The organism is Rhizobium sp. YIM 134829 (genome assembly GCF_046546455.1).
Map to the genome: position 1 here is coordinate 17659 of NZ_JBKHKI010000009.1, position 25858 is coordinate 43516.

The following is a 25858-nucleotide window of genomic DNA, read 5'->3' on the forward strand; positions in this document are numbered from 1 at the left end:
AGACCCGTTCACAACCCGGAGAAAGACATGATCATCTGCTGTGGGGAAGCCCTGATCGACATGCTGCCGCGCGAAAGCACGCTCGGCGAATCCGCCTTTGCGCCCTATGCGGGCGGCGCCATCTTCAATACGGCGATTGCGCTCGGACGGCTCGGCATCCCAACCGGCTTTTTCACCGGGCTCTCGACCGATATGTTCGGCGATATCCTGCGCGAGACGCTGAAGGCCAGCAATGTCGACTTCGGTCCCTGCGCCACCTCAGACCTGCACACGACGCTTGCCGTGGTGAAGCTCGTCAACGGCTCGGCAACCTATGCCTTCTTCGACGAGAACACCGCCGGCCGGATGATCACCGAGGCGGACCTGCCGGCGCTCGGCGATTTCTGCGAGGCGCTGCACTTCGGCGCGATCAGCCTGATCCCCGAGCCCTGCGGCTCCACCTATGAAGCGCTGATGGTTCGCGAGCACGAGAAGCGCGTCATCTCCTTCGACCCGAACATCCGCCCCGGCTTCATCAAGGACCGAGAGGCGCACAAGGCCCGCATGCTGCGCATGGCGGCGATGGCCGATATCGTGAAGTTCTCCGACGAGGACCTCGACTGGTTTGGCGAAGAGGGCAGCCATGAGACGCTCGCCGGCGAATGGCTCAAACGCGGCCCCAAGCTCGTCGTCATCACCAAGGGTGCGGACGGCGCCGACGGCTATACGAGCCGCGGCAAGGTTTCGGTGGCGGGCGAAAAGGTCACCGTCGTGGATACCGTCGGGGCAGGGGATACCTTCGATGCCGGCATCCTCGCCTCGCTGAAGCTCAACAACCTGCTGACCAAGCAGGCGGTCGCAAATCTGAACGACGCGCAGCTGCGCGATGCGCTGGCCCTCGGCGCCAAGGCCGCCGCCGTCACCGTCTCCCGCGCCGGCGCCAACCCACCCTTCGCGCATGAGATCGGGATGTGACGTCGATCTAGATGCCGATCGGAGAGCGACTTTTGGTTCAATTCTCCGGGAACAGAAAGTTCTCAAGGTTCTGCGCACCGTGAAGGATGTGCAGAACTTCGATCGTTTCCGCCACGATACGGTAAAAGATTAGGTAGTTGCCGTGAACTCGCCTCCGCAAGCCGATATGGCCGTAGCGCGGGACGAGCGGGAACGCCAAGGGCATGTCAGCAAGGCTCGCACAGCGCGAGAGAAGTTCTTGGACAAAGGTGATCGAGCGCTGAGGGTTGTCGCGTGCAATATGATCTGAGATCCGCTCGAGGTCAGCTTCCGCGGAACGGGAGATGAGGACGATCACGTCTGACGATCGGCGGACATCCGTCGATACTTGGCGACGAGCCGATCCTCGACCTCTGCCACGGGTGAGCTCCGCCCCGCTTCCGCATCCGCGAGACCCTGTCCAATGGCACCGTCAAGGGCAGCCATGCGCTTCTCGCGCTCCTCCAGCAGCCGTACGCCCTCCCGTAGAACGTCGTCTCGCGAGCGAAAGCGCCCGGTGCTTACGAGGATCTCGACATATTTTTCCAGCTGTTCACCAAGCTGCGCGCGCTGAGCCATCATAAATCTCCTTAAAGGAGCTTAATGCACGACGACCCGGAGGCGCAAGATCGCAGTTCGAGCAGCGGGACTTTCGGACTGGTGCCGCGCTTGATCCTGAATGTTAAAGACGGCGATCTTCAGGAACGGAGTTCCATCACACGCCGAACGTACGTCGGATTTCTTCGAGCGTTTCGAAGTCAAAGTCGACCAAGCTTATGCAAACTTTCGCTGACCTCAGCTTCGACGCCGCCTGGTGGCTTACATAGAGAAAGGCAGCGGAGAGGCTGCCTTTCCATGGGTTGTAGCTCAGATTTGAGAACTGTGATTCGAACCTCAGACCTTCGCCGCCAGCAGCGCCTTCACCAGCCCGGCGGTGGAGCTGTCATGGCCATCGGGGCTTTCCTTGCCTTCGACGACCGGCAGCAGGCCGGTTGCCAGTTCCTTGCCAAGTTCCACGCCCCACTGGTCGAAGGAATTAATGTTGAAGAGCGCGCCTTCGACGAAGACGCGGTGCTCGTAGAGCGCGATCAGCCGTCCGAGGGAGAAGGGCGTCAGCTTGTCATAGACGAGCGTCAGCGACGGGCGGTTGCCGGTGAAGACCCGGTGCGGGGCGATGTGATCGGCCTTGGCCTCGTTCATGCCCTTGTCGGTTAGCTGCTTCTTGGCTTCTTCCAGCGTGCGGCCCTTCATCAGCGCTTCCGACTGCGCCAGGCAGTTGGCGATCAGCAGGTCGTGCTGATGGCGAAGGGACGGCTCGTGGCCATTGGCAGCAATCATGAATTCGGCCGGAATGACCGTCGTGCCCTGGTGGATGAGCTGGTAGAAGGCGTGCTGGCCGTTGGTGCCGGGCTCGCCCCAGACCACCGGGCCGCTGTCGCCTTCGACCGGCGTGCCGTCGAGGGTGACGCCCTTGCCGTTCGACTCCATGTCCAACTGCTGCAGATAAGCCGGGAAGCGCGAGAGGCGCTGGTCGTAGGGCAGGATGGCGCGGGAGGGATAGCCGAGAACGTTGCGATGGTAATAGCCGATCAGGCCAAGCAGCAGCGGCAGGTTCTGGCGCAGCGGCGCGGTCTTGAAATGCACGTCGATCGCATGGGCGCCCGCCAGGAACTCGCCGAACTTCTCCTTGCCGATCGCGATCATCAGCGGCAGGCCGATTGCCGACCAGATGGAATAGCGTCCGCCGACCCAATCCCAGAAGCCGAAGATGCGATCGCTCTCGATGCCGAAGGCGGCGACCTTGTCGAGCGCAGTGGAGACGGCGCAGAAATGATGGCCGACCGCCGCCTCACCGAGCGCATCGGCAATGAAGGCGCGCGCCGTCTGGGCGTTGGTCATCGTCTCGATGGTGGTGAAGGTCTTCGAGGCAACGATGAAAAGCGTGGTCTCGGGGTCGAGGAGCTTCAGCGTGTCGGCAATATGGGCGGCGTCGATATTGGAGACGAAATGGGCGCGCGGGCCATCATGCTCCGGCGCCAGCGCCAGCGTCGCCATGACCGGGCCGAGATCGGAACCGCCGATGCCGATATTGACGACATCGGTGATCCCCTTTCCGGTCGCGCCTTTCAGCGTGCCGTTGCGGATACCGTCCGAGAAGCGGCCCATGGCTTCGAGCACGCCATTGACGTCCGGCATGACATCCTTGCCGTCGACCAGGACCGGCGTATTGGCCCGGTTACGCAGCGCCGTATGCAGGACGGCGCGGCCTTCGGTGAAATTGATCGCTTCGCCGGCGAACATCGCGTCGCGCTTCCTGGCAACACCCGCGGCTTCAGCCAGCGCTTCCAGCCCGTCGAGCACCTTGTCGTTGACCGCGCACTTCGAATAGTCGAGCAGCAGGTCGTCGAGCCGGACGCTGAAACGAGCGAAGCGCTCGGGATCGGCGGCAAAGGCCGCGCGAATATCGGTTGCCTTCGTCTCGGCAGCGGTGCTTTTCAGGTTTTCGACCAGCGCTTTCATCATCGGGCTCCTCGGCAGCGGGGCGTCGGCGAACCGTCTCGCCGTCGGCCGGGCCGCATTCCATGGAGCGGTCAACCGGCCGCGCTAGCTAGTCGCTTTGAAGCCTCTAAATCAAGACCGAGGCGGTGATTTTCGCGCGCACGACGCGTCAGCTGCGCAGGTCCTTGCGCAGGATCTTGCCGACGTTGCTCTTCGGCAATTCGGGGCGAAATTCGATGATCCGGGGCCGCTTGTAATTGGTGAGGTGGACTGCGCAATGGGCCCGGATCGCCGCTTCGTCCAGCGCGTCGTCGCTTTTGACCACGAAGAGCTTGACGGCCTCGCCCGAATGGCGGTCCTCGACGCCGACGACGGCGCATTCGCGCACGCCGGGTAGCATCATCACTACCTCCTCGATCTCGTTGGGGAATACGTTGAAGCCCGAGACCAGGATCATGTCCTTCTTGCGATCGACGATCTTGACGAGGCCCGCCGCCGTCATGAGCCCGATGTCGCCGGTGCGGAAAAAGCCGTCCGGAAAGATCGCCGCGGCCGTTTCCTCGGGGCGGTTCCAGTAGCCGCGCATCACCTGCGGGCCGCGGATGCAGATCTCGCCGATCTCGCCGAGCGCCAGCGGCCGGCCGTCATCGTCGCGGATCTCGACCTCGGTGGAGGAGAGCGGCAGGCCGATCGCGCCGGTGAAGTCCGGCAGGTCGAGCCGGTTGGCGGTGGCCACAGGCGCGGTTTCCGAGAGGCCATAGCCTTCCTTGATCGGGCAGCCGGTCATCGCCTCCCAGCGTTCGGCCACCGGCCGCTGCACCGCCATCCCGCCGCCAAAGGTCAGTGTCAGCGCAGAGAAGTCGAGCGTTTGGAAATCGCGATTGTTCATCAGCGCGTTGAACAGCGTGTTGAGGCCGGGAAAGATGACAATCCTGTGCCGGCGCAGCTCCTTGACGAAGGCGGGGATATCGCGCGGATTGGGGATCAGCACATTGCTGCCGCCGAGCGCCAGGCCCATCAGCGCGTTCACCGTCAGCGCGAAAATATGGTAGAGCGGCAGGGCGCAAAGGAAGACCAGCGGATCCGGACGCGGTTTGCGCAGGAAGGCCGTCTCCACCCAGAGCGACATCTGGGCGATATTCGCCATCAGATTGGCATGGGTCAGCGTCGCGCCCTTGGAGATGCCGGTCGTGCCGCCGGTATATTGCAGGAAGGCGACATCCTGTGGGGTCATCGAGACGGGCGAGAGCGCCATGGCCGTGCCTTTGACGAGCGCAGTGCGAAACGGCACATGGCCTGGCAGCGACCAGGCGGGGACCAGTTTCTTCACCCGGCGAACCACCAGATTGACGACATGGCCCTTGAGACCCAGCATGTCCCCCATGCTGGCGACGACGACATGACGGACCGCGGTGCGCGCCACGACCTGCGAGAGCGTGTGGGCGAAGTTCTCAAGAACGACGATCGCCTTCGCGCCGGAATCCTTCAGCTGATATTCGAGCTCGCGCGGCGTATAGAGCGGGTTGATGTTGACGACGATGAGCCCCGCTTTGAGGATGCCGAACACTGTCACCGGGTTCTGCAATATATTGGGCAGCATGACGCCGACGCGATCGCCCTTTTCCAGCCCCAGCGACTGGAGATAGGCACCGATGGCGGTGGCCTTTTCCTGAAGCGCGGCAAAGCTCAGCGTGGCGCCGAGCGAGTGGTAGGCGGTGCGTGTCCCATTCACCGCGCAACAACGGTCGAAGAAGGCTGCAAGCGAACTGTCGGGAAGGGGCTCGATGTCCGCCGGCACGCCGGGCGGATAGGATTTGAGCCATGGCCGCTCCCGGACAAGCTCTCCCGCGATCACCGCATTGTCCGCCATGACGCCCTCTCTCCCGTGCAGCGGCCGAGCCTGCCCTGCGATCCTGTGCTTCTTACGGCCAAGGCGCCTGCTCCTCCGCAGGCACGCAGCCCATCTGCAGCCTTCAGTTTAGGCCAATAGACCTCCGCTGCAAGTTTCGTCTTCGTAGCTGACGTGCACGTCAACGTCAACCAGCTATGCGCTTGGGTCAACAGAGAGTTACCCATGGCGCATGGCTCGCAAGCGAGGCTTTGCCGTGGTCTCCGAAGCGGTCTATGGCGGTGAGGACTGCAGCCACAGCCGCGGGATTGCACCGCCGGGGCTGTCTTCTCCATCCGGACCCATTTTCTCCGAAAGGACGGCACCGCCATGTCGGATCATGCCATTTCCATCGCCACTGCGCCAAGGCGCGGCAGCATGTCGGCGGCCGAGCTGGCGCTCGCCGTCGGCGGCTTCGGCATCGGCACCGGCGAATTTGCGATCATGGGCCTGCTGCCCCAGGTGGCGGACGACCTCTCCATCTCCGTGCCCTCGGCCGGCATGGTCATCAGCGCCTATGCGCTCGGCGTGGTCGTCGGTGCGCCGCTGATCGCCGTGCTCGCTGCGCGGCACTCGCGCCAGCGTGTGCTTCTTCTCTTGATGGCGCTATTCGCGCTCGGCAATTTCGCTAGCACCATCGCCCCCAACTTCGGCCTGCTCGTCGGCGCCCGCTTCCTGGCCGGCCTGCCGCATGGCGCCTATTTCGGCGTGGCCTCGCTGGTGGCGGCCGGCATGGTGGCGCCGCATCAGCGCGCCCGGGCCATCGGTCGGGTCATGCTGGGGCTGACGGTCGCGACCCTCGTCGGAACGCCGCTGGTCGCCTGGTTCGGCCAGGCGCTTGGCTGGCGCACCGCCTTCGCCATCGTCGGCGCCATCAGCCTCGTCACCATGGCGTTGATCCTGATGCATGTGCCGCGCGACAAGGCCAACCCTGCCGCCACGCCGCTCCGCGAACTCGCTGCGCTCGGCAAGACGCAGGTCTGGCTGACGCTCGCCATCTGCTCGATCGGCTGCGGCGGCATGTTTGCCGTGTTCAGCTACATCACCCCCGCGCTGACCGAAGTGGCCGGCGTGCCGCTTTCGGGTGTGCCGCTGATGCTGACGCTGTTCGGCGCCGGCATGATCCTCGGCAATGTCGTCGGCTCGCGGCTCGCCGACTGGTCGCTCGTCAAGGCGATCGGCCTGGCGCTGGTCTTCAACCTCGCCACCTTCGTGCTCTTCGCGCTCACCATGGACTCGCCCTGGATCGCGGTGGTCAATGTCGTGATGGTCGGCTGCGGCTTTGCGGTGGTGCCTGGTATTCAAACGCGGCTGATGGATGTTTCAGGCGAGGCGCAAACGCTGGCGGCTGCGTTGATGCACTCGGCCTTCAATCTCGCCAATGCGCTCGGCGCCTGGCTCGGCGGACTCTCGATCGCAGCCGGCTATGGCTGGACGTCGACCGGCGGCGTCGGCGCGGTCATGGCGGTGTTCGGCATCGTCATCTTCCTCCTCTCCGTGCGGCTCGATCGGAAGAGGGCAGCGCGGATCTGACAGGCTGAGCGCCTTATCTAATCTGCCCGTCATATTTTGGCTGCCTTTATGGAATTGTCATCCCGGCTTGCGCAACATGATGCTATGATCGTCCGACAGGCGGGATAGCGGGACGTCCATCCATGGAGGAGCAGGTGCGGTTGACTGCAAGCGAGCGGACACGCAGCCCCGCCGAGCCACGACTGCTGGGCCGCTCGGCCGCCTATGATCGCTCGGCCCTGATCGGCCCGACCTCGGCTGCCCGCTGGCTCCTTGTCTTCGTGCTGCTGGCCGGCGCCTATTTCTTCCACGGCTTCCTGGTTCCCGTACTCGCCGCCACCGTGATTGGCTTTGCCAGCTGGCCGCTCTATCGCCGACTTCTGAGGCTGACCGGCGGCAGCCGCACCATCGGCGCAACGGTCGCCATCATCCTGGTCGTCGCCTTCATCGTCACGCCGATTTCGATCGCCGTCGTTTATGCCGTGGACGAGTTCCGCGGCTGGGTGGTGTGGGCGATCGAAGCCAATGCCACGGGCGCGCCCGTGCCGGCCTGGGTGCTGCAGCTGCCGGTCGGCGGCGCCTGGTTCGGCGAACAATGGGCCAAGCATGTCGGCCATCCCGGTGCGCTCGGCGAGCTGGTGCAGCTCGTCTCCGGCTCCAATATCGGCAATATCTATCGCGGCGTGCTGGTGGTCGGTGCCTCGACGGCGAAAGCCTTTCTTACCCTTCTCTTCATGCTGATCACGCTGTTCTTCGTCTATCGCGATGGCGAGACCTTCGTAGCGCAGCTCGACCGCCTGGGCGAACGGATCCTTCCCACGCGCTGGGAGCGTGTCTCACGCATCGTGCCGCTGACGATCAGCTCGACCGTGACCGGCATGGGCCTGATCGCGATCGGCGAAGGCATCGTGCTCGGTATCGCCTACTGGATCGCCGGCGTGCCGTCGCCGGTGACGCTCGGCATCATCACCGGCGTCATGGCGCTGATCCCGGGCGGCGCGCCGCTCTCCTTCACGCTGGTCTCCATCTATCTGGTCGCCGATGGCGCCGCCTTTGCCGGTGCAGCGCTGTTCGTCTGGGGCACTGTCGAGCTCTTCATCGTCGACAAGACCCTTCGGCCGCGCCTCGTCGGCGGACCGATCAAACTGCCTTTCCTGCCGACCTTCTTCGGCTTGGTGGGCGGGGTGAAGACCATGGGCTTCCTCGGCCTGTTCGTCGGCCCCGTGCTGATGGCGCTGCTCGTCGCCATCTGGCGTGAATGGCTGCGCGAGGTCGAAGTGCCCATCGTGGCCGAGACCGAGGCCGAGCCGGCCAAGCTGATCAAGCACGCCTGAGCCGGTCGATCATCTCCTCCTGCCCGACACTTGCCGGGAACCGCCAGCTGGATCGCCGTGTTGGCGCTTGCGGGCGTGTCCGCTTCGATCGATAAAGGACGCCCGACGGGGCCGGCGCCTCAGTCTCCTACGCGCCACCCGTGACAGGAAGAGAGCGGATCCCGCTCCGAAAGGGTTGCCACGGTGAATTTCTTTTCTGCCTACGACCAGGGCTTCGTCCGCGTTGCCGCCTGCACGCCACGTTGCGAGGTCGCCGACCCTGCCTTCAATGCCGACGAAGTCATTGCCTTGGCTCGGCAGGGCCATGACCGCTCCGTCGGCCTGATGGTGTTCCCGGAACTTTGCATTTCCAGCTATTCGCTTGACGACCTGCTCGGCCAGGCCGCTCTCCATGACGCTGTCCATGCGGCCCTTGCCCGTGTCGTCGAGGCAAGCCGCGACCTGATGCCCGTTCTCCTTGTCGGCGCCCCGATCGAGAAGGCGGGTCGGCTCTACAATTGTGCCATCGCCATCCACCGCGGCACGATCCTGGGCGCGGTCCCGAAGAGCTATCTGCCCAACTACCGGGAATTCTACGAGAAGCGCTGGTGCGTCTCCGGCCGCGACGTCCGCGGCGAAACGATCGAGATTGCCGGGCTGACCGTGCCCTTCGGCGTCGATCTCCTGTTCTCGGCCAGCGACATGCGCGGCTTCGTCTTCCATGTAGAGATCTGCGAGGATGTCTGGATCGCCGCCTCGCCGAGCGACTTCGGCGCCTTGTCCGGCGCGGTGATCCTGACCAATCTCTCGGCCAGCAACGTCACCGTCGGCAAGGCCGCCACGCGGCGGTTGCTCTGCGCCGCGCAGTCGGAACGCTGCTTCTCGGCCTACGTCTATGCCGCGGCGGGCCCGGGGGAATCGACCACTGATCTCGCCTGGGACGGTCAGGCCTGTATTTACGAGCTCGGCAACCGGCTGGCCGAGACCGAGCGTTTCCCTTCGGGCGCGCAGATGTGCGTCGCCGATATCGACGTCGACCGACTGCTGCTCGAGCGGTTGCGCACCGGCACCTTCAACGATGCGGCCACCCATGCCGCGCGCGCCGATCGCAGCTTCCGCACGGTCGCGTTCCGCTTTCAGCCCCCCTCGGAGGATATCGGGCTCATCCGCCCGCTGTCACGCTTCCCCTTCGTGCCCAACAATCCCGAACAGCTCGATCAGGACTGCTACGAGACCTATAACATCCAGGTCCAGGGTCTGATGAAGCGGCTGCAGGCGACCGGCATCCGCAAGATTTGCATCGGCGTCTCGGGCGGGCTCGATTCCACCCATGCGCTGATCGTCGCCGCCCGCGCCTTCGACCAGCTCGGCCTGCCGAGGGAGAACATTCTCGGCTTCACCATGCCGGGTTTTGCCACCGGCGACACCACCAAGTCGAACGCCTGGTCACTGATGCGCTCGCTGGGGCTGACGGCGGAAGAGATCGATATCCGGCCGCTGGCCGAGCAGCTTCTGAAAGACCTGCGCCATCCCTATTCCGAAGGCAAGCCGGTCTACGACATCACCTTCGAGAACGTTCAGGCGGGCTTGCGTACCGATTTCCTGTTCCGCGCCGCCAACCGCTATGACGCGCTGGTGCTCGGCACGGGCGATCTCTCGGAAATCGCGCTTGGCTGGTCCACCTATGGGGTAGGCGACCAGATGAGCCACTACAATGTCAACGCCTCGGTGCCGAAGACGCTGATCCAGCATCTGATCCGCTGGGTGGTACGCAGGGAGCTCTTCGATGCCGAAACGAACGGCACGCTCCTCGGCGTGCTCGATACGGTCATCTCGCCCGAACTCGTGCCGGCCGACGAGAGCGGCGCTCTGCAGAGCACGGAAGACAAGATCGGGCCCTATGCGCTGCACGACTTCGCGCTCTACTACATCACCCGCTTCGGCCTGAAGCCGTCCAAGGTCGCCTTCCTCGCCTGGCACGCCTGGCGGGATGCGAACGCCGGCGCTTGGCCGGCCGGTTTCCCCGAGGATGCCAAGGGCGGCTATGACCTCGCCACCATCCGCCGCTGGCTGGAGGCCTTCCTGTTCCGCTTCTTCACCACCGCCCAGTTCAAGCGCTCGGCCTCGCCGAACGGGCCGAAGGTGACGTCTGGCGGCTCGCTCTCGCCGCGCGGCGACTGGCGCGCGCCGTCGGATGGCAATGCGCGGCTCTGGCTCGAGGAACTGCGCGGCAACGTCCCCGAGCGCGAACCCGCGTCCTGAGGAGATCCGAGCTGTCGAGAGACCCGGGCGGGCGCCCTGCGTCCACCGGCGCTGCGTCGGTCACCGTATACCTTTCCCAGTCCTGAAGGATGAGGGACGATTTCTCGCGATTGCCGGACCCTCGTCCTTCGGCAAGACTGAGGCCCGGTGTGAGAGCAACGGATGCAGGCGGATGGGACTGGTTCTGATCCAGGGTGGACGGGCAGAGGCCGAAGACAGCGCGGTGCCGACGGTCGCCGCTGTGGAGCGCGAGGCCGCCCGCCGGCTCGATCTGGTGGCCTTCGGGCGCGAGGCGGCGCGCGAAGCCGCCACCGGGCGCCCCATGCCGCTGCCACTGCGGATCTACGGCCTGCAGGTCAAGGCGATCGCGCTTGGTCTCTGCCGCCTGGAGGTGATCCCCGACGATTATCGCGCCGATCTCTACTGGCCCTCGGCGGGCGGCCTTCGAGGTCTCAGCGTGGTTCGACCTGGAAGCTGAGATAGGTCGGGTCGAAATCGGCGATGGCTGCCAGTTCGTCCCAGGCGAGGATCTCGATCGTCTGGTTGGTCCAGCTGATCAGCCCGTCGCGGCGCAGACTCTGGATGGTGCGATTCATATGGACGAGGGACAGGCCCAGCACATCGGCCATTTCGCCTTGGGAGAGCGGAAAATAGAAAGACCTCCCCTCGGTCAAGCCGACTGCGCGGAGTCGGACGAAAAGCTCGCAGATGATATGGGCAAGATGCGCCCGCTTCGACCGGCGGCCCATGGCGACGATCCACTCGCGATGGACGGCACCATCCACCAGCGTCTTCAGCCAGAACAGCCGCGTCAGATGCGGCGCGCTATGGGTGAGCGTTAAAAGATCAGCATGATCGACGGTGATGATGCGGCAGGGCGAAAGCGCGACGATGCCATGGTCCATCGTCTTCAGCAGGAAGGCATGAAGATCGACGAAATCGCCCGGCACATGCAGCGCGGTGATCTGGCGCGTGCCGTCGACGGTCAGCTTGTAGCGCGCGGCAAATCCGCTGGCGAGAACCGTGCTGAACAGCGGCCGGCTGCCCTGTTTGACGATATCCTCATCCGGCTCGACGTTCCGTTCCTTGTCGAGGATCATCCGAAGCTGCGCACGCTCGGCCTCGGAAACGATGTCGTGGTTTTCCAGGCTTCGGAAAAGAATGTCGATCACGTCTGGCTCCAGATCATCCAACCGCCATAGAACGGGCGATAACGGTTTATTTACCTTACCATTTCCCACTGCTTCGTCATCATCCGACAGGCTGGTGAAGGCCCGGAACAAAGCTTGCAGCGGACGCTTACGTAATCTGAAGCGGAGTGGAGCACATGAGCCGCTATTACTTTGATCTGAGCAACGGAGTCGAGCCGGTCCGCGACGAGGAAGGACAGGATTTCAGCTCCCGCAGTGAGGTCGCCCGCGAAGTGGCGCGCATCCTTGGAGACATCGCTCGGGATGAGATGGGCGATACGGGGTCCGGAACGATCTCGCTGACAGTCCGCGACCAGTCCGGACGCACGGTTTCCCGGGCGAAGCTGACTTTCAGCAATGAGTGGACCGACCCGGACTGGGCGCCGGGGAACGACTGAAGCATGTTGGTGTCGACGTCGCTTGCTGCCCTTCCCCGCTGCAAGACTGTTAAATATGAGGCAGATTTGATCGGCGCCATTGCAAATTGGCAGCCGTCGCCCCATTGTTCCTCCCACCGGATCCCGCCCCATGCGGACGGACCCGGACTCCGTCTAATCCGCATCGATTGTGCGAATGCAAGAATCCAATAACGTAAACGCACAGCGACGCTTTGCGGCTCTGCGCCGAAGCGGGCTGATCAACAGTGCCGGCAACAAGCACTTCGCTGCGCTCAGCGAACATGTGCGCGTCATGCTGGATGTGCCGGTGGCGATCATTTCGCTGGTCGAGGAGGACCGTCAGGTCTTTGCCGGACAGTGCGGACTGCCCGAACCTTGGGCGACACGTGGCGAGACGCCACTCAGCCATTCCTTCTGCCAGCATGTAGTCGACCGGAGCGAGCCGCTGATCATCATGGACGCGCGCGAAGAGCCGCTGGTCCGTGGCAATCTCGCAATCCCGGACATCGGCGTCATTGCCTATCTCGGCGTGCCGATCCTGCTGCCGACCGGGGAATGTATCGGTGCGCTGGCCGCAATCGATACCGTGCCGCACCGCTGGACCAGCCACAATCTCCGCGTCCTGCAATCGCTCGCTCAGGTGCTGGAGAACAACATCTCCGTCACGGTATCCGAACACAAGTTCCGCCGCCTGTTCGAGGACATGCAGGAGGGCTACTATGTGGCCGAGGCGGTGCGCGACGATGAGGGTCGGCTGACCGATATGGTCTTCGAAGAGGTCAATCCGGCCTTCGAGCGTTTGACGGGTCTTTCTGTCGAGAGTGTCCTCGGCCAGAGGCTCTCCCGTCTCGTTCCGGCGGCGCTGGACGATATGCTGCCGGCTTACGAGCAGGTACTCTCGACCGGCGATGTCGTCATCCATGCCAATCGTACGGATCTGCTCGGCGGACGATGGTACGAGAACCGCATCCGGCGACTGGACGAGACCCGCGTCGCCTCGATCTTCTCCGACGTCACCGACCGCAAGCGCGCGGAGGATCGTCTCGTCGCCAGCGAAATCCATTGGCGCAGCTTGTTCGAGCGGCTGCATGAGGGCTTCATCCTCGGCGAAGTGATCCGCGACGGACAGGGGCGGGTGGTGGACTGGCGCTGCCGCAAGGTCAACCGCGCCTTCGGCGAGCTGATGGGAGTCGCCGCCGAGCGCGCCATGGGTGAGACGATCCGCACGGTTCTGCCGGAGGCCAATGAGACCTGGATGGACCGGGTGCAGGCCGCGGTCGATTCCGGCGCGCCAACCGTCTTCACCGGGCCGGCGGGAACGAGCGGGCGCTGGTTCGAAGCGCATGCCCAGCCCTTCGGCGACGATTGTTTCGTGGCGCTCTTCGTCGACGTGACGGAACGGCTGAAGATGGAAAGCGTGCTGCGCGACCGTGAGCGTCAGCTGCGCACAGTGGTCGAGACGGTGCCGCTCGGCGTGCTGCTGGCCGAGGCGCCAAGCGGGCGGATCATCATGCAGAACCGTCGCCTGGTGCAGATGCTCGGCCAGGACGCGATGGAAGCGACCTCGATGGATCGTTATTCGATCTTCAACGCGCGCGACGCGGAGGGGCGCCGCGTCCCGCCGGAAGACTATCCTTTGAGCCGGATCGTGACCGGGCAGTGCGAAAGCGCCGGGCTCGAACTTCTCTATCAGCGCCGCGATGGCAGTGAGACATGGCTCTCGGTGTCTGCCGAAGCCGTGCACGATGCCGGCGGCGCGCTGACCGGCGCAGTCGTCGCCGTTTCCGACATTTCCGATCGCAAACGGGCCGAGGCCGAGCAGACGCTGATCAACCGCGAGATCAGCCACAGGCTCAAGAACACCCTCGCCATGGTGCAGGCGATCGCCTCGCAGACGCTCAAGCGTGTGCCGGACCGCCAGCTGGTCCAGTCCTTCGAGCGGCGGCTGCACGCGCTCAGCTCCGCGCATGACGTGCTCTTCGCCCGCAATGCCTCCTCGGCGGCGGTGGAAACGCTGGTCGGCAGCACGCTCTCCCGTATCGCGCCCGTTGATCGATTCGACATTTCCGGCCCCGACGTCGAAGTGGGACCCAAGGGCACCCTGTCTCTGGCGCTGCTGGTGCATGAGATGGGCACCAATGCGGTGAAATATGGAGCGCTCTCGAATGAAGAGGGCCGTGTCGCGCTCGCCTGGGTAATCGAAGGGCAAGGAGACGAAGCGGTCTTCCGCCTGACCTGGCAGGAACGCGGCGGGCCGCTGGTCTCACCCCCCGACCAGCGGGGCTTCGGATCCAAGCTGATCGGCATGGGTCTGGTGGGCGCCGGCCAGGTGGAAACGCGCTTCGACCCAGAAGGCTTTTCCGCCAGCATGGCCGCCGACCTCGCGCGGCTCCGGCAGACGGACTAAGGGCCAAGGCACGCTTGGCCGGCTCCTCAGCGGGGTCGGCGGCTCCGGCTGGGAATGAGGCCAAGCACCAACAGGCAGCCCATCACGATCACGGCAGCGCCGGCGAGCTGGATGCCGGTCAGAGGCTCGCCCAAGACGACCGCGCCGACGAAGACCGCGACGAGGGTCACGGCGAATTCGACGCTGATCGAGCGTGTCGCACCGATCCGGGCAACCAGCCGGAAATAGAGCACATAGGTCAGCGCGCTCATCATGAGCGCGGAGGTGAAGAGGGCTGCCCAGTCGAGCGGCTGCGGCCAGGCGGGGACCGGCACGATGAGGAGGAGCGGCAGGCTGATCAGCCCACCGGTCAGAAAGGCAGCGGCCGTCACCTCCAGCGCGTCGACGCCGGCAAGCCGGGCACTGACGACATTGCTGCCGAAGGCAGCGCAGAAGCTGCCGGCAAGGCAGGCGGCGCAGCCGAGCAGGAAGGAGGGCGTGGCGGGCACCGCTGGAAAGCCGACGAGCAGCACGATGCCGATGAGACCGAGGACAAGGCCGAGCAGCCGAGCCGGCGTGATGCGCTCCAGCCCCCAAGCCTGCGCGATGACCATGGAGAAGAGCGGAATGGCCGCGACGATGATCGCCGCCATCGCCGTGCCGATCCGCGGCGTGCCATAGGAAAGGCCGATCAATTGTCCGGCCACGGTGGTGGCACCGACCAGCGCCAGCGACGGGAAACCGGAGGTAAAGCGTAGCCTCCGGCCCGACAGCCGCGCGAAGAGGATGAGCGCCGCGCCGGCGATCAGCGCGCGAAAGGCCACGGCCCCGGCCCAGCCGAAACCATCCACCACCTGCAGGACGACGAGAAAGGAAAGGCCCCAGGCAAGCGCCAGGAAGAGGTAGGTGGCGAGATCGCGGGTCTGCATGCACACTCGGGCAAATGGAAGGGCGGATATGGCGTCCCTAGCCGAGTTTGCAGGCTTCCCGAAAGCCTATTCTGCCTGGACGGCTAAATTCCTCGACCCATCAACCCGGAAGGGTCACGGCGCCAGGGTCGGCCGGTGTCAAAAACAGGTAATAGGCGGCGGCCACCAGCATCGCGATGATGAAGATGGTGATCACGAAACGCCGCATGCCGCGGCCGGCTTTTTTGTCAGTGCTTGTTGTCATGACCGCTCCAACAGAGGGGAAGCGGCTTTTGTTCCCGGGCATGCTGCGTTGCGGAAAAGGGGCAGGACAGGCAGGACCGCCTATGCCATAAGGCGGCGACCAACGAGAAGCCCGACCGACCATGATCCGTATCGAAAACATCAGCAAGCAGAACAGCCACCGCCTCCTCTTCATCGAGGCCTCCGCGGCCTTGAACAAGGGCGAGAAGATCGGCCTCGTCGGGCCAAACGGCGCCGGCAAGACGACCCTGTTTCGCATGGTCACCGGCCAGGAACTCCCAGACGAGGGACAGATCTCGGTCGAGAAGGGGGTGACGATCGGCTATTTCGACCAGGATGTCGGCGAAATGTCCGGCCGCAGTGCGGTGGCCGAGGTCATGGACGGTGCCGGCCCGGTCAGCATCGTCGCCGCGGAACTGCGCGATCTCGAAACGGCCATGGTCGATCCCGAGCGGATGGACGAGATGGATGCGATCATCGAGCGCTATGGCGAGGTCCAGGCCCGCTATGAGGAGCTTGACGGCTATGCGCTGGAAGGCCGGGCGCGCGAGGTGCTGGATGGCCTGAGCTTTACCCAGGCGATGATGGATGGCGATGTCGGCAAGCTTTCCGGCGGCTGGAAGATGCGCGTGGCGCTTGCCCGCATCCTCCTGATGCGCCCCGATGTGATGCTGCTCGACGAGCCGAGCAACCATCTGGATCTCGAAAGCCTGATCTGGCTCGAATCCTTCCTCAAGACCTATGAGGGTGCGCTGCTGATGACCTCGCATGATCGCGAGTTCATGAACCGGATCGTCACCAAGATCATCGAGATCGATGCCGGATCGCTGACCAGCTATTCCGGTGACTATGCCTTCTACGAGCAGCAGCGGGCCCTGAACGAGAAGCACCAGCAGGCGCAGTTCGAGCGCCAGCAGGCCATGCTCGCCAAGGAGATCAAGTTCATCGAACGGTTCAAGGCGCGCGCCTCGCATGCCTCGCAGGTGCAGAGCCGCGTCAAAAAGCTGGAAAAGATCGATCGCGTGGAGCCGCCGCGCCGCCGTCAGACGGTCGCCTTCGACTTTCTGCCGGCGCCGCGGTCCGGCGAGGATGTGGTGAGCCTGAAGAAGGTGCAGAAGTCCTACGGGCCGCGCATCATCTATGACGGGCTCGACTTCACCGTGAGGCGTCGCGAACGCTGGTGCATCATGGGCGTCAACGGCGCCGGCAAGTCGACGCTTCTCAAGCTGGTTGCGGGCACGGCCACGCCCGATGCCGGCACGGTGGCGCTCGGCGCCAGCGTCAAGATGGGCTATTTTGCCCAGCATGCCATGGATCTACTCGACGGCGAACGTACCGTCTTCGAATGGCTGGAAGAGAGCTTCCCGAAGGCGGGCCAGGGTTCGCTGCGCGCGCTTGCCGGCTGCTTCGGCTTTTCAGGCGATGATGTGGAGAAGCGCTGCCGGGTCCTGTCCGGAGGCGAGAAGGCCCGCCTCGTCATGGCCGCCATGCTGTTCGATCCGCCGAACCTTCTGGTGCTCGATGAGCCGACCAACCATCTCGATCTCGATACCAAGGAAATGCTGATCAAGGCGCTGGCCCAATATGAGGGCACCATGCTGTTCGTCTCGCATGATCGCCACTTCCTGGCAGCCTTGTCTAACCGCGTCCTCGAACTCACGCCGGACGGCATTCATCAATATGGTGGCGGTTACACGGACTATGTCGCACGCACGGGGCAGGAAGCGCCGGGGCTGCATAGCTGATACCGGGTCCGAACGGATCGACGCGCGTCGTTTAGCCCGCGCTCGTCAGAAACCGAGCGTTTCCTCGAAGGCGTCCCAGGACTGGTACATTTCATAGCGGCCCACGCCGCGGATCGGCACATGGCCATAGAGGGGAGAAAGTTGCAGTTCCGCCTGCAGCTCGCTGCGGCCGGCCACGGCGCCGAGATAGATGGCGCTCGCCAGGCCCGTCCGGTTGGCGCCATGCTCGCAGTGGATCAGCAGCGGTTTCGGTGCGTCCCGCATCAGTTCGGCCAGCCTTGCGCTGTCCTCGTTGGAAAGCACCTTTTTCGAGCTCAGCGGCAGGTCGATCAGCGTGATGCCGGACTGCTTGGCCGCCGCGACCTCATCCGCATACCACTCGGTCCGCTTCTCGTTGCGCAGGTTGAGGATCGTCTTGATGCCGTAGCGCTCGGCATAGAGCGCCACGTCGTCTCCGCTCGGTTGGCCGGAGCGATAGAGTTCGCCGGGGATGACCGTGTGGAAATTGCCGGTCAGCTGATCGACGCCCATCTTTGCGCCAAGCGTGGCCGGCAGGGCGAGAAGGCAGAGCGCCACGAGACCGGTGATGCGAAGGCGGCGGCGGAGAAGGGGCGTTGAGCGAAGAGCGACCATGACTGGTTCTATCGCGGGACGCCAGGGCGCCGCAAGACGCTCACGCAGTTGTGCGCGGGCGCTTGCTGACAGAAGCAGATCACGAGCCGGAGTCCTGATTGATCGCCGGAGGCGATGGCCGGCTCGGCTGCTCGCGGGTGCGATCGGCCAATCGCACCCACCAGACAGAGACGAAGGCGGGGCCGCCGACTGACTCGGTCCAACCGGCTCGGTCTGCCGCGGTTGCCTCAGAGTTAGGAGGAAAAGATCCGTTCGATGATGAATACCATGTCCTGATCGGCCGAACAGAGTTCGCATCGTCCTTCATCGACGCAGGTCAAGATGGTGTCGATCTGGCGTTCGTTGCGTTCATTGGCCAGGAGCAAGACCCGCCGAAGATCCAACGCACTCAAACTGACCGGTCGCCGCGTCAGGCGACCATGGCGATAAACGCTCAACTGATAATTATCGATCATGCCGTCTCCCCATAGGCTCGGGTGACAATAACATGAAGATTTTTGCCTTGCTTAGTATGTGCTAAAGCGTACGCATGCGCGCGTCGCAAGAGACAATCTCGCATCGCAATATTAGGCAAAAAGATGAAAAATAAGTAATATCTAATACATTGTATTAAGCCTTTTACTGTTTTAAGTTACTGGATGTGTGTGGAGCAATCCTTAAGATTGGTGAGGCCGGATCTCAGAATTGCTTAATGGGCTCGCATGATACTGAACCAAACACGAAGGGGGACTAATCGTGGTTGGTTTCACGACATTCAGCGACGCCGCGAATGTGGTCCGCGCGCTCTCCAGCTCGCAGGCCGTCATCGAGTTCGATCTCACCGGACGGGTGCTCACTGCCAACGCCAATTTCTGCTCAGCGATGGGATATCGGGCGGAGGAAATCCTTGGACAGCACCATGCGCTGTTTTGTGATCCGGCGACGGTGGCATCGCCAGCCTACAAGGCTTTCTGGGCGGGCCTCGCCGCCGGGCGCTTCGATGCCGGCGTCTATCGACGGGTCGGCAAGGGCGGACGCGAAGTCTGGATCCAGGCCACCTACAACCCCGTCCTTCGCGGGTCCAGGCCCTACAAGGTCATCAAGCTCGCCGCGGACATCACCGCGGCAAAGCGGGCGGCGATCGAGGATGCGGGCAAGCTGGATGCCATTTCCCGCTCCCAGGCCGTGATCGAATTTACTCCGGCCGGCGAGATCATCACCGCCAATGCCAATTTCTGTTCCACCCTCGGCTACCGGCTGGAGGAGATCGTTGGGCGCCATCACAGCCTCTTCTGCAAGCGCGACTATGTGGAGTCGCCGGCATACAAATCCTTCTGGCCGCGCCTGGCTGCGGGCGAATTCATCGCCAGCGAGTTCGTGCGCGTCGCAAAGAATGGTAGCGAGGTCTGGATCCAGGCCGCCTATAACCCGATCCTCGACGCGGACGGACAGGTGACGAAGGTGGTGAAGTTCGCCACCGACGTGACCGAGCGCATGAGCGCGATCAACGAGATGGGCTCGGCCATGAAGCGTGTCTCTGAGGGTGACCTCACCTGCACGCTGACCCAGAACTTCGTGCCCTCGATGGAGGCGCTGCGGGGCGATTTCAATACGACGCTCGCGCAATTGCGCACCACGTTGTCCGGCATTGGCGTTGCCGTCGAGGCGGTCGCCTCCGCTGCGCGCGAAATCAGCGCGAATGCCGACAATTTCTCGCGCCGCGTCGAGCAGCAGGCGGCCTCGCTCGAAGAGACGGCGGCTGCGCTCGAGCAAATCACCACGACCGTCAACGATACGAGCCGCAGCGCCGAAGAGGCAGGCGGGCTGGTGGCCAAGGCGCGCGAGAGCGCCGAATGTTCCGGCGAGCTGGTCGCAACCGCCGTCGGCGCCATGGCCGATATTCAAACCTCCTCGGACGGCATTGCCAGCATCATCGGCGTCATCGACGAAATTGCGTTCCAGACCAATCTCCTGGCGCTCAACGCCGGGGTGGAGGCAGCCCGCGCCGGCGAGGCCGGCAAGGGGTTTGCCGTCGTGGCGCAGGAGGTGCGCGAACTGGCCCAGCGCTCGGCCCAGGCGGCCAAGGAGATCAAGTCCCTGATCGGCTCGTCGGGACGGCATGTAAAGACCGGCGTCGAACTGGTAGACCGGACCGGTGGGACGCTGAAGGCGATCGCCGATGAGGTAACGCGCATTGATGGAAACATTACCGCCATCGCCGCTGCCGCCCGCGAACAGGCGAGCGGCCTGCGCGAGATCAACATCGCCGTTAACAGCATGGACCAGGCGACCCAGCAGAATGCGGCCATGGCCGAGGAAAGCACCGCCGCATCGCATGACCTCGCCAATCAAGCGGCCGCGCTGCGCGAACTGCTGAGCCGCTTCAACTACGCCGTCGCGCGGGAGCGGGGCCTTCGTACGGCCGCGTGACATCGGGGCATCACGAATAGGACGTGACAAGCGGGCGCTCCGGCGCCCGCTTTCGTATTGATAAACTGACGTTTTGGCCGCCTATTCGTGCGCCAAGGAGCACGCAGATGCCGCGGCGGCACGATTCAGCTTTTCTTAAGAGCGTTCGTGAACGGAAACCTATTCTTTTTGAGTCATCGTGCACTTACAAAATACGCTGATGGAGTGACAGATGGATCGCCGGACCTCGTCCCTGCGGTTGGTGCGTGCCTTTGCCCGCGAACGCGGCGGCAATTTCGCCATGATGGGGGCGCTGCTCCTGCCGATGCTGATCGGCGCGGCCGGCGTCGGCATCGATGTCACCCGCCTTGTGCTCGCCAAGACCGAGCTGCAGGACGCGGTCGATGTCGCAGCACTGGCGGCCTCCTCCGGCCTCGCCAATGAGGTGATGACGGTCGACCAGGCGAAGGCCGTGGCCCGCAACAATCTGGTCATCGCCATGTCCAACGCCAAGCGGTCCGGCATGACGGTCGAAGAGGCGAAGGACGCCGACGATGTGGCGAAGAACGCCGAGATTACCATCGACACCAGCGCGACCGGCGTCGGCAGCGGCAAGAAATACACGATCATCGTCAGCGCCTCGTCGCGTCAGAGATTAACGCCGCTGTCGAAGATGCTGGGCCTGAACGACGTGACCCTCTCGGCCACGGGGCAGTCGGTCGGCACGACGGCGACGGAAAGTGCGCTCTCGATGTTCCTCGTGCTCGATCGTTCAGGTTCGATGGGGGAGAAGACCAACATCACGGGGGTCAACAAGATCCAGTCCCTGAAGCTCGCCGTCGCCGGACTGCTGACGCAGATGACGAAAGCAGATCCGAACGACACCTATGTCCGCACCGCTGCCGTTTCCTATAATGGCCAGATGGACACGCCAAGCGCCTTCACCTGGACGGAAAAGACGACGCTCGACTATGTCAATGCGTTGACGGCGAAAGACTCCACCAATTCGAGCAAGGCAATGGAGACCGCCTTTACTTCGCTGACAAACGGCAATGAGGATGAGGCACACAGGATCAAAAATGGGCTCGTCCCGAAGAAATTCATCGTCTTCATGACGGACGGCGACAACACCAGCAGCAGCTACGATACCGCCACCAAGAAAACCTGCAACGATGCGCGGGCGAAGAACGTCACCGTCTATACCGTCGCCTTCATGGCGCCGGCGAAGGGCAAGTCGCTGCTGCAGAGCTGCGCGACCTCGCCCAGCCATTACTTCCCCGCCGAAAACGCCAACGCCCTGATCGCCGCCTTCGCCTCCATCGGCCGCGACGCCTCCCAGCTCGCTGTCCGGCTGACGAAGTAAGATCGACATCACCGCGCGCGTGGGGGACGATCGAGCCCTACAGGAGGGGAAGGTCGGGACAATGTCCCGACCTTCCCCATCACGCGAGATACGGCAGCCCCTCAGCGTTGAAGAATGCAGCAAGAGGCAGCCTTGATCCCCGAAGCGCCCTGCGACGCGCTCGCTGGCGCCCAAACCGCCGCGCCCGATGAACAACCCTGTGATTGAAAATTAATGGTGCCGCTTACGTGACTCGAACACGTGACCCCATCATTACGAATGAGTTGGGCGACCGCATCATTTGAAACCATGATGGGTCATGCTGCTCGCGTAAGCCCATGCTTTCTGGACTTTCTTATCGGTAATGCTTCATAGTGCGTCTTTACGTATCGCTATAGCGCGCGTGTTTTGTTGCCCAGGAGTTGCCCGATGTTGCCCGAGAAAGAACGGAAGGGGAGGGTGAACCTCACCGACAAGGCCCTCAAGGCGATGAAGCCGGCGCCGGCCGGCACTGACCGTTACGAAGTCGCGGATGCAATCGTGCCCGGTTTACGCGTTCGTGTGAATGAGGCCGGCAGAAAGACCTTCGTTCTGCTCGCTCGATTCCCGATCTCAACGACTGGCAAAAGGAAGCCAAGGGTCGATGGAAAGATAAATCCAACTCGCAGGACCATCGGCGTCTACGTCGAGGGGGGTGTCACCGGTCGATCGAACTCAAAAGAGGGCGGCGATGCTCCGATTGGCTCGCTCGGGGACGCTCGCAAGACTGCACGGCAGTGGCACGAGCTTCTAAGCCAAGGCATCGACCCGCAGACACTTATCGCGGAGACGCGCGCCCGGGAGAGGATTCGCCAGGACAACAGCTTCGGCTTCGTCGTCGAAGAGTATCTGAAGACAGCGGTACTCGGGCCGGACGAGAAGAATCCTCTCATGCGCGTTGGCAAGGAGATCGCAAGAAACCTCCGAGTCGAGTTCGTAAATGACAAATGGGAGACCGGTCAGAAGGGTGCGGGGCAGGCGGCAGGCGGGAAAGGCAAGAAGCGGCCGGGCCTCGGCCCGCGTCCGATCAGCGGCATCACGAAGCAGGACATCCTCGCCGTTGTCGACGCGGCCATTGCCCGCGGCTCTCGCACGATGGCGCACAATCTTTTGGCTCACGTCCGGATGCTCTTCAATTGGGCAATTGATTCTGGACGCTTCGGAATCGAGGCATCCCCTTGCGATCGTATCAAGCCAAAGAGCGTGATCGGGCGAAAGACTAAGCGGAAGCGCGTTCTGAGCGATGCCGAGCTCCGCGCGGTGTGGGCCGCCTCTGAGAAGATTGGCTATCCATACGGCCCCATCTACCAGCTCTTGCTTCTCACCGGGCTTCGGAAAGGCGAGGTGTCGGACGCGCCGCGCCGTGAGTTTGATCTCGCTCGAAAGATGTGGACCATTCCGAAAGAGCGGATGAAGATGGACAATGACCACCATGTCCCTCTGAGCGATCTCGCCTGCGCTGTGTTGCAGAAATTGCCGCAGTTTGAACGATCCGCCTTCGCCTTCAGCACCAGCCTTGGCGCAAAGCCGGTCAACGGCTTCTCCAAAGCTAAAACGATCCTGGATCGGACAATGCTCAATGAGATGAGGAGAGCAGTGGCGGAAGAAGGCGGCGATCCAGAAGAGGTGACGCTGCAGCCATTCGTGATCCACGACATTAGGCGCACGGTTCGGACGAGGCTATCGGCGCTCGGGGTGAACCGTGTCGTTGCCGAGCTCATTCTCGCCCACGCGCAAAAGGATCTCGATGCTGTCTACGACCAGCATGCTTTTATCGACGAGCGGCGCCAGGCACTGGACAAATGGGCGATGGCAATGCGGTCGATAGTTGCGCCGACTTCTGGCAACGTAATCTCGTTCGAGGCCCGTCAAAATGCGAAGCAGCTGACTTGACGGGGCGGGGGGACTCGCGAAACTATATGACACGTCTTGCACCGATTAGACGCAACCCGATCAATGGAGAAGCCCCTTAGTCGTTTCCTTCAACTGAGCACGCTGCACGCCCCCTGACAAACAAAACGTCTGGTTAGCCACGCGAGCCACAGTTCAAAAAACCTAGAGCATCGATCCTGACTTCGGTCGGGGGTGACGGTTTTTGCTGTGCGCTGTTGTGGAAGACATGGGGCTTCAGGCGAGAGTGAGGAAACGATGAAGCTGCTATCTCCTGAAGGTCTGAAAGAGCGAGGCATCACTCTTTCGCGGTCGCAACTCTCCCGGTTGATGAAGGCTGGGAAATTTCCTCCAACAATCCAAATCGGCTTCCGGAAGCGAGCGTGGCTCGAATCCGAAGTAGAGTCGTGGCTGCGACAACGCATTGAAGAGCGTGACCAGGGAGGCGCAGCATGACCGGCGCCGATCACGAACACAATGAAGCGGTCACGCGTGCCGCGAGATGGCTTGCTGAGCAGAAGAACCCGCCGCATCCGATCGTCCCACGCTTGCGTGAGCAGTTCGGCCTCACGTCGCTGGAAGCGTGTGAGGCGGCAGCGCTCTCTCAGACCTATCGCACCTGCCGGCAAGTTTTCTCATGAGCAGGCGCGATTTCGAGAAATCGCGATCGCAGCGATTGATTGTCGGCCGAGGCTACGAGCCCATCGAAGGGGGCCTCATCGCTACAGGTCCTGACAAGCCGCGGCGACGCAAGGCTGCTTCCCGCGAAGAACTTGAGAGGCTGCTCACGCCATCCACCATAATCACGAAAATCATCACCTGCGAATGCGGGCATAGCGGAAAGGTGCGGATCCCGATCGCGCGAGCGCATAGCCGGTTTCAGTGTGTCACCTGCGGAAGGACGACACGATGAGCGACGCACGGTTTTTCGCAGTTGATCGCCAAGCATGGCAGTCGGTCTGTCGCCTCGGGATTAATGAGGCGGTTTCGTACCTCATAATTGCGTCCGGTACTGGTAGAGATCATCGCACGTCAGCATGGTCAGCTACCTCAGTTGAGAAATACTCCGGGATGCATCACGTGCGAGCCAAGGAGGCTATATCACAGCTCTTGGGAGCCGGCTTTCTTACGGTTGAGGCCCGGGGGAAGCTTCGACGCTACAAGCTCCTGCTAGGTGACGAGCCCCAACTCATCTGGCTCCCTACGTCAATAATCGAGGGCATCAACGGAGAGCGGCCGCCGGTCAAGCTGCTTCGGAAGGCGCAGAACGTGGATGCGCTCAGGCTTTTCGTCGATCTCTACTTCTTCCATGATCTCGCCGGGAATGGTGGTTGCGAATGGCGGCCGTACATTGGCATTCGGATGCCATTCGTCCGCGAGGCCGTCGCAGAGTGTGGAGCTCATAACCTGTGGCGATTTTCGCCAAAACTGCGTCCTGATGGTAAGCCCACGATCGAAGTTTTTCGGGATGCGGCGTTTGTCGTCCCCGAGTTCTTTACAGCGTTTGAGGTTATACAGCGAGCTGGCCTCGTCGACTTCGTGGAGCATCTCGTCGACAGCGACAGTAGGACTGGAGAAGTTATTCATCCCCTGCCGATGAAAAATCGTGGCGAGCCCGGCGAGCAATGCATTACCCGAGCTGCCGTCGCCGCGGGCATAAGAATGGCTCCCTCCTGGACCTCTCACCAACAAGACACAATCATCGTTCCTGTTGAGGCAATCGCCTCAAACGTTCAACTGATCGGAATCGCCCGTCTCCTCTACAAGCCGCACGTTAAGCAGACGCGAGCTTGGTTTGAACAGTCGGCGGAGTGGATGCAGGTCGCGGCCGGATTCGATAATTTAGCTTCCGGTATCGAGGACGGGAGAGATTCCGGTATTAAGAAACTCTCAAGAATCGATCAAGGATTGTTCTAGGAGGGATCAAGCTCTTTCCCCGATACTATCATGCGCTCATCGCCGCGCGGCTAGTCCTCATTGCCGGACAGGCTAGTCGACGCGGTTCGACACCCGACGTTTCACGTCAGCAAATTTCAGCGATGGAGAAAGAAATGACCAGGTTCGAAGACTGCTTTCCTCCCGACATAGTCCAAGCGGTCTATGCTCGTCTCGAGCAGGAAGCGGCTAAGATGGCGCCAACAACCGCCTCCGCTCAGGAGAAGGTGATCGATCTGGCGACATACCGAAAGAGGGTGGTTTCAACCGCACCAGACGACAGGGCCTGAAAGA

General features: G+C 62.9%; 23 protein-coding genes. 14 read left to right on the forward strand and 9 right to left on the reverse strand.

Going from position 1 to position 25858, the window contains the following annotated elements; translation table 11 throughout:
• Positions 1 to 27: 27 nt before the first annotated feature.
• Entirely contained in the window at positions 28 to 954 is a 927-nt protein-coding gene (locus tag ACLE20_RS14910; protein WP_410941103.1) for a carbohydrate kinase family protein, read from the forward strand.
• Between the two features lie 37 nt (positions 955 to 991).
• Here ACLE20_RS14910 and ACLE20_RS14915 read toward each other — a convergent pair whose 3' ends face one another.
• The 4 genes from ACLE20_RS14915 to ACLE20_RS14930 form a co-directional block, all read right to left on the reverse strand.
• Positions 992 to 1291, reverse strand: a complete 300-nt coding sequence (locus ACLE20_RS14915) for a type II toxin-antitoxin system RelE/ParE family toxin (RefSeq protein ID WP_410941104.1) — start codon at positions 1289 to 1291, stop codon at positions 992 to 994.
• A complete protein-coding gene (locus ACLE20_RS14920) occupies positions 1288 to 1551 on the reverse strand; it encodes a type II toxin-antitoxin system ParD family antitoxin (RefSeq protein WP_410941105.1) in 264 nt (87 codons plus the stop codon). The genes ACLE20_RS14915 and ACLE20_RS14920 overlap by 4 nt, the downstream gene beginning before the upstream one ends.
• Before the next feature lie 315 nt (positions 1552 to 1866).
• Positions 1867 to 3492, reverse strand: a complete 1626-nt coding sequence (gene pgi, locus ACLE20_RS14925) for a glucose-6-phosphate isomerase (protein ID WP_410941132.1) — start codon at positions 3490 to 3492, stop codon at positions 1867 to 1869.
• Between the two features lie 148 nt (positions 3493 to 3640).
• Positions 3641 to 5341 carry a long-chain-fatty-acid--CoA ligase gene (locus tag ACLE20_RS14930; RefSeq protein WP_410941106.1) on the reverse strand — a complete coding sequence of 567 codons (1701 nt, stop codon included), beginning with the start codon at positions 5339 to 5341 and terminating at the stop codon, positions 3641 to 3643.
• A 348-nt stretch (positions 5342 to 5689) separates the two neighbouring features.
• On the opposite strand from ACLE20_RS14930, the gene ACLE20_RS14935 reads away from it, so the two are divergent.
• The 4 genes from ACLE20_RS14935 (at position 5690) to ACLE20_RS14950 (ending at position 10924) form a co-directional block, all read left to right on the forward strand.
• Entirely contained in the window at positions 5690 to 6892 is a 1203-nt protein-coding gene (locus tag ACLE20_RS14935) for an MFS transporter (protein ID WP_410941107.1), read from the forward strand.
• Between the two features lie 122 nt (positions 6893 to 7014).
• Entirely contained in the window at positions 7015 to 8205 is a 1191-nt protein-coding gene (locus ACLE20_RS14940; RefSeq protein WP_410941108.1) for an AI-2E family transporter, read from the forward strand.
• Between the two features lie 183 nt (positions 8206 to 8388).
• Positions 8389 to 10446 carry an NAD(+) synthase gene (locus ACLE20_RS14945; protein WP_410941109.1) on the forward strand — a complete coding sequence of 686 codons (2058 nt, stop codon included), beginning with the start codon at positions 8389 to 8391 and terminating at the stop codon, positions 10444 to 10446.
• Positions 10447 to 10618: 172 nt separating this feature from the next.
• Positions 10619 to 10924 carry a hypothetical protein gene (locus ACLE20_RS14950; protein ID WP_410941110.1) on the forward strand — a complete coding sequence of 102 codons (306 nt, stop codon included), beginning with the start codon at positions 10619 to 10621 and terminating at the stop codon, positions 10922 to 10924.
• Here the strand turns inward: ACLE20_RS14950 and ACLE20_RS14955 are convergent.
• Entirely contained in the window at positions 10899 to 11618 is a 720-nt protein-coding gene (locus ACLE20_RS14955) for a Crp/Fnr family transcriptional regulator (protein ID WP_410941111.1), read from the reverse strand. The genes ACLE20_RS14950 and ACLE20_RS14955 overlap by 26 nt on opposite strands.
• Before the next feature lie 155 nt (positions 11619 to 11773).
• On the opposite strand from ACLE20_RS14955, the gene ACLE20_RS14960 reads away from it, so the two are divergent.
• Entirely contained in the window at positions 11774 to 12034 is a 261-nt protein-coding gene (locus ACLE20_RS14960; protein ID WP_410941112.1) for a DUF6894 family protein, read from the forward strand.
• A gap of 175 nt (positions 12035 to 12209) precedes the next feature.
• Positions 12210 to 14441: a PAS domain S-box protein gene (locus ACLE20_RS14965; protein ID WP_410941113.1), complete on the forward strand. Its 2232-nt coding sequence runs from the start codon at positions 12210 to 12212 to the stop codon at positions 14439 to 14441.
• Positions 14442 to 14467: 26 nt separating this feature from the next.
• Here ACLE20_RS14965 and ACLE20_RS14970 read toward each other — a convergent pair whose 3' ends face one another.
• Positions 14468 to 15349: a DMT family transporter gene (locus ACLE20_RS14970; protein ID WP_410941114.1), complete on the reverse strand. Its 882-nt coding sequence runs from the start codon at positions 15347 to 15349 to the stop codon at positions 14468 to 14470.
• A gap of 100 nt (positions 15350 to 15449) precedes the next feature.
• The gene (locus ACLE20_RS14975; RefSeq protein WP_410941115.1) at positions 15450 to 15593 is read right to left on the reverse strand and encodes a hypothetical protein; all 144 of its coding nucleotides are present in this window, start codon (positions 15591 to 15593) and stop codon (positions 15450 to 15452) included.
• A 121-nt stretch (positions 15594 to 15714) separates the two neighbouring features.
• Between ACLE20_RS14975 and abc-f the strand changes: the two genes are divergently transcribed.
• Entirely contained in the window at positions 15715 to 17337 is a 1623-nt protein-coding gene (gene abc-f, locus ACLE20_RS14980; protein ID WP_410941116.1) for a ribosomal protection-like ABC-F family protein, read from the forward strand.
• 45 nt (positions 17338 to 17382) lie between these two features.
• Here abc-f and ACLE20_RS14985 read toward each other — a convergent pair whose 3' ends face one another.
• Positions 17383 to 17868 carry a dual specificity protein phosphatase family protein gene (locus ACLE20_RS14985; protein ID WP_410941133.1) on the reverse strand — a complete coding sequence of 162 codons (486 nt, stop codon included), beginning with the start codon at positions 17866 to 17868 and terminating at the stop codon, positions 17383 to 17385.
• 335 nt (positions 17869 to 18203) lie between these two features.
• Entirely contained in the window at positions 18204 to 18425 is a 222-nt protein-coding gene (locus ACLE20_RS14990; RefSeq protein WP_410941117.1) for a hypothetical protein, read from the reverse strand.
• A 280-nt stretch (positions 18426 to 18705) separates the two neighbouring features.
• On the opposite strand from ACLE20_RS14990, the gene ACLE20_RS14995 reads away from it, so the two are divergent.
• The 6 genes from ACLE20_RS14995 to ACLE20_RS15020 all read left to right on the forward strand — a co-directional run bounded on the left by ACLE20_RS14995 (position 18706) and on the right by ACLE20_RS15020 (position 25546).
• A complete protein-coding gene (locus ACLE20_RS14995; RefSeq protein ID WP_410941118.1) occupies positions 18706 to 20379 on the forward strand; it encodes a methyl-accepting chemotaxis protein in 1674 nt (557 codons plus the stop codon).
• A 211-nt stretch (positions 20380 to 20590) separates the two neighbouring features.
• A complete protein-coding gene (locus ACLE20_RS15000) occupies positions 20591 to 21721 on the forward strand; it encodes a vWA domain-containing protein (RefSeq protein WP_410941119.1) in 1131 nt (376 codons plus the stop codon).
• Between the two features lie 408 nt (positions 21722 to 22129).
• On the forward strand, positions 22130 to 23632 hold the full coding sequence (locus ACLE20_RS15005; protein ID WP_410941120.1) for a tyrosine-type recombinase/integrase: 1503 nt from the start codon (positions 22130 to 22132) through the stop codon (positions 23630 to 23632).
• A 255-nt stretch (positions 23633 to 23887) separates the two neighbouring features.
• The gene (locus ACLE20_RS15010) at positions 23888 to 24085 is read left to right on the forward strand and encodes a helix-turn-helix transcriptional regulator (protein ID WP_410941121.1); all 198 of its coding nucleotides are present in this window, start codon (positions 23888 to 23890) and stop codon (positions 24083 to 24085) included.
• On the forward strand, positions 24082 to 24270 hold the full coding sequence (locus ACLE20_RS15015) for a hypothetical protein (protein WP_410941122.1): 189 nt from the start codon (positions 24082 to 24084) through the stop codon (positions 24268 to 24270). The genes ACLE20_RS15010 and ACLE20_RS15015 overlap by 4 nt, the downstream gene beginning before the upstream one ends.
• A 268-nt stretch (positions 24271 to 24538) precedes the next feature.
• Positions 24539 to 25546: a hypothetical protein gene (locus tag ACLE20_RS15020; protein WP_410941123.1), complete on the forward strand. Its 1008-nt coding sequence runs from the start codon at positions 24539 to 24541 to the stop codon at positions 25544 to 25546.
• The last annotated feature ends 312 nt before the right edge of the window (positions 25547 to 25858 follow it).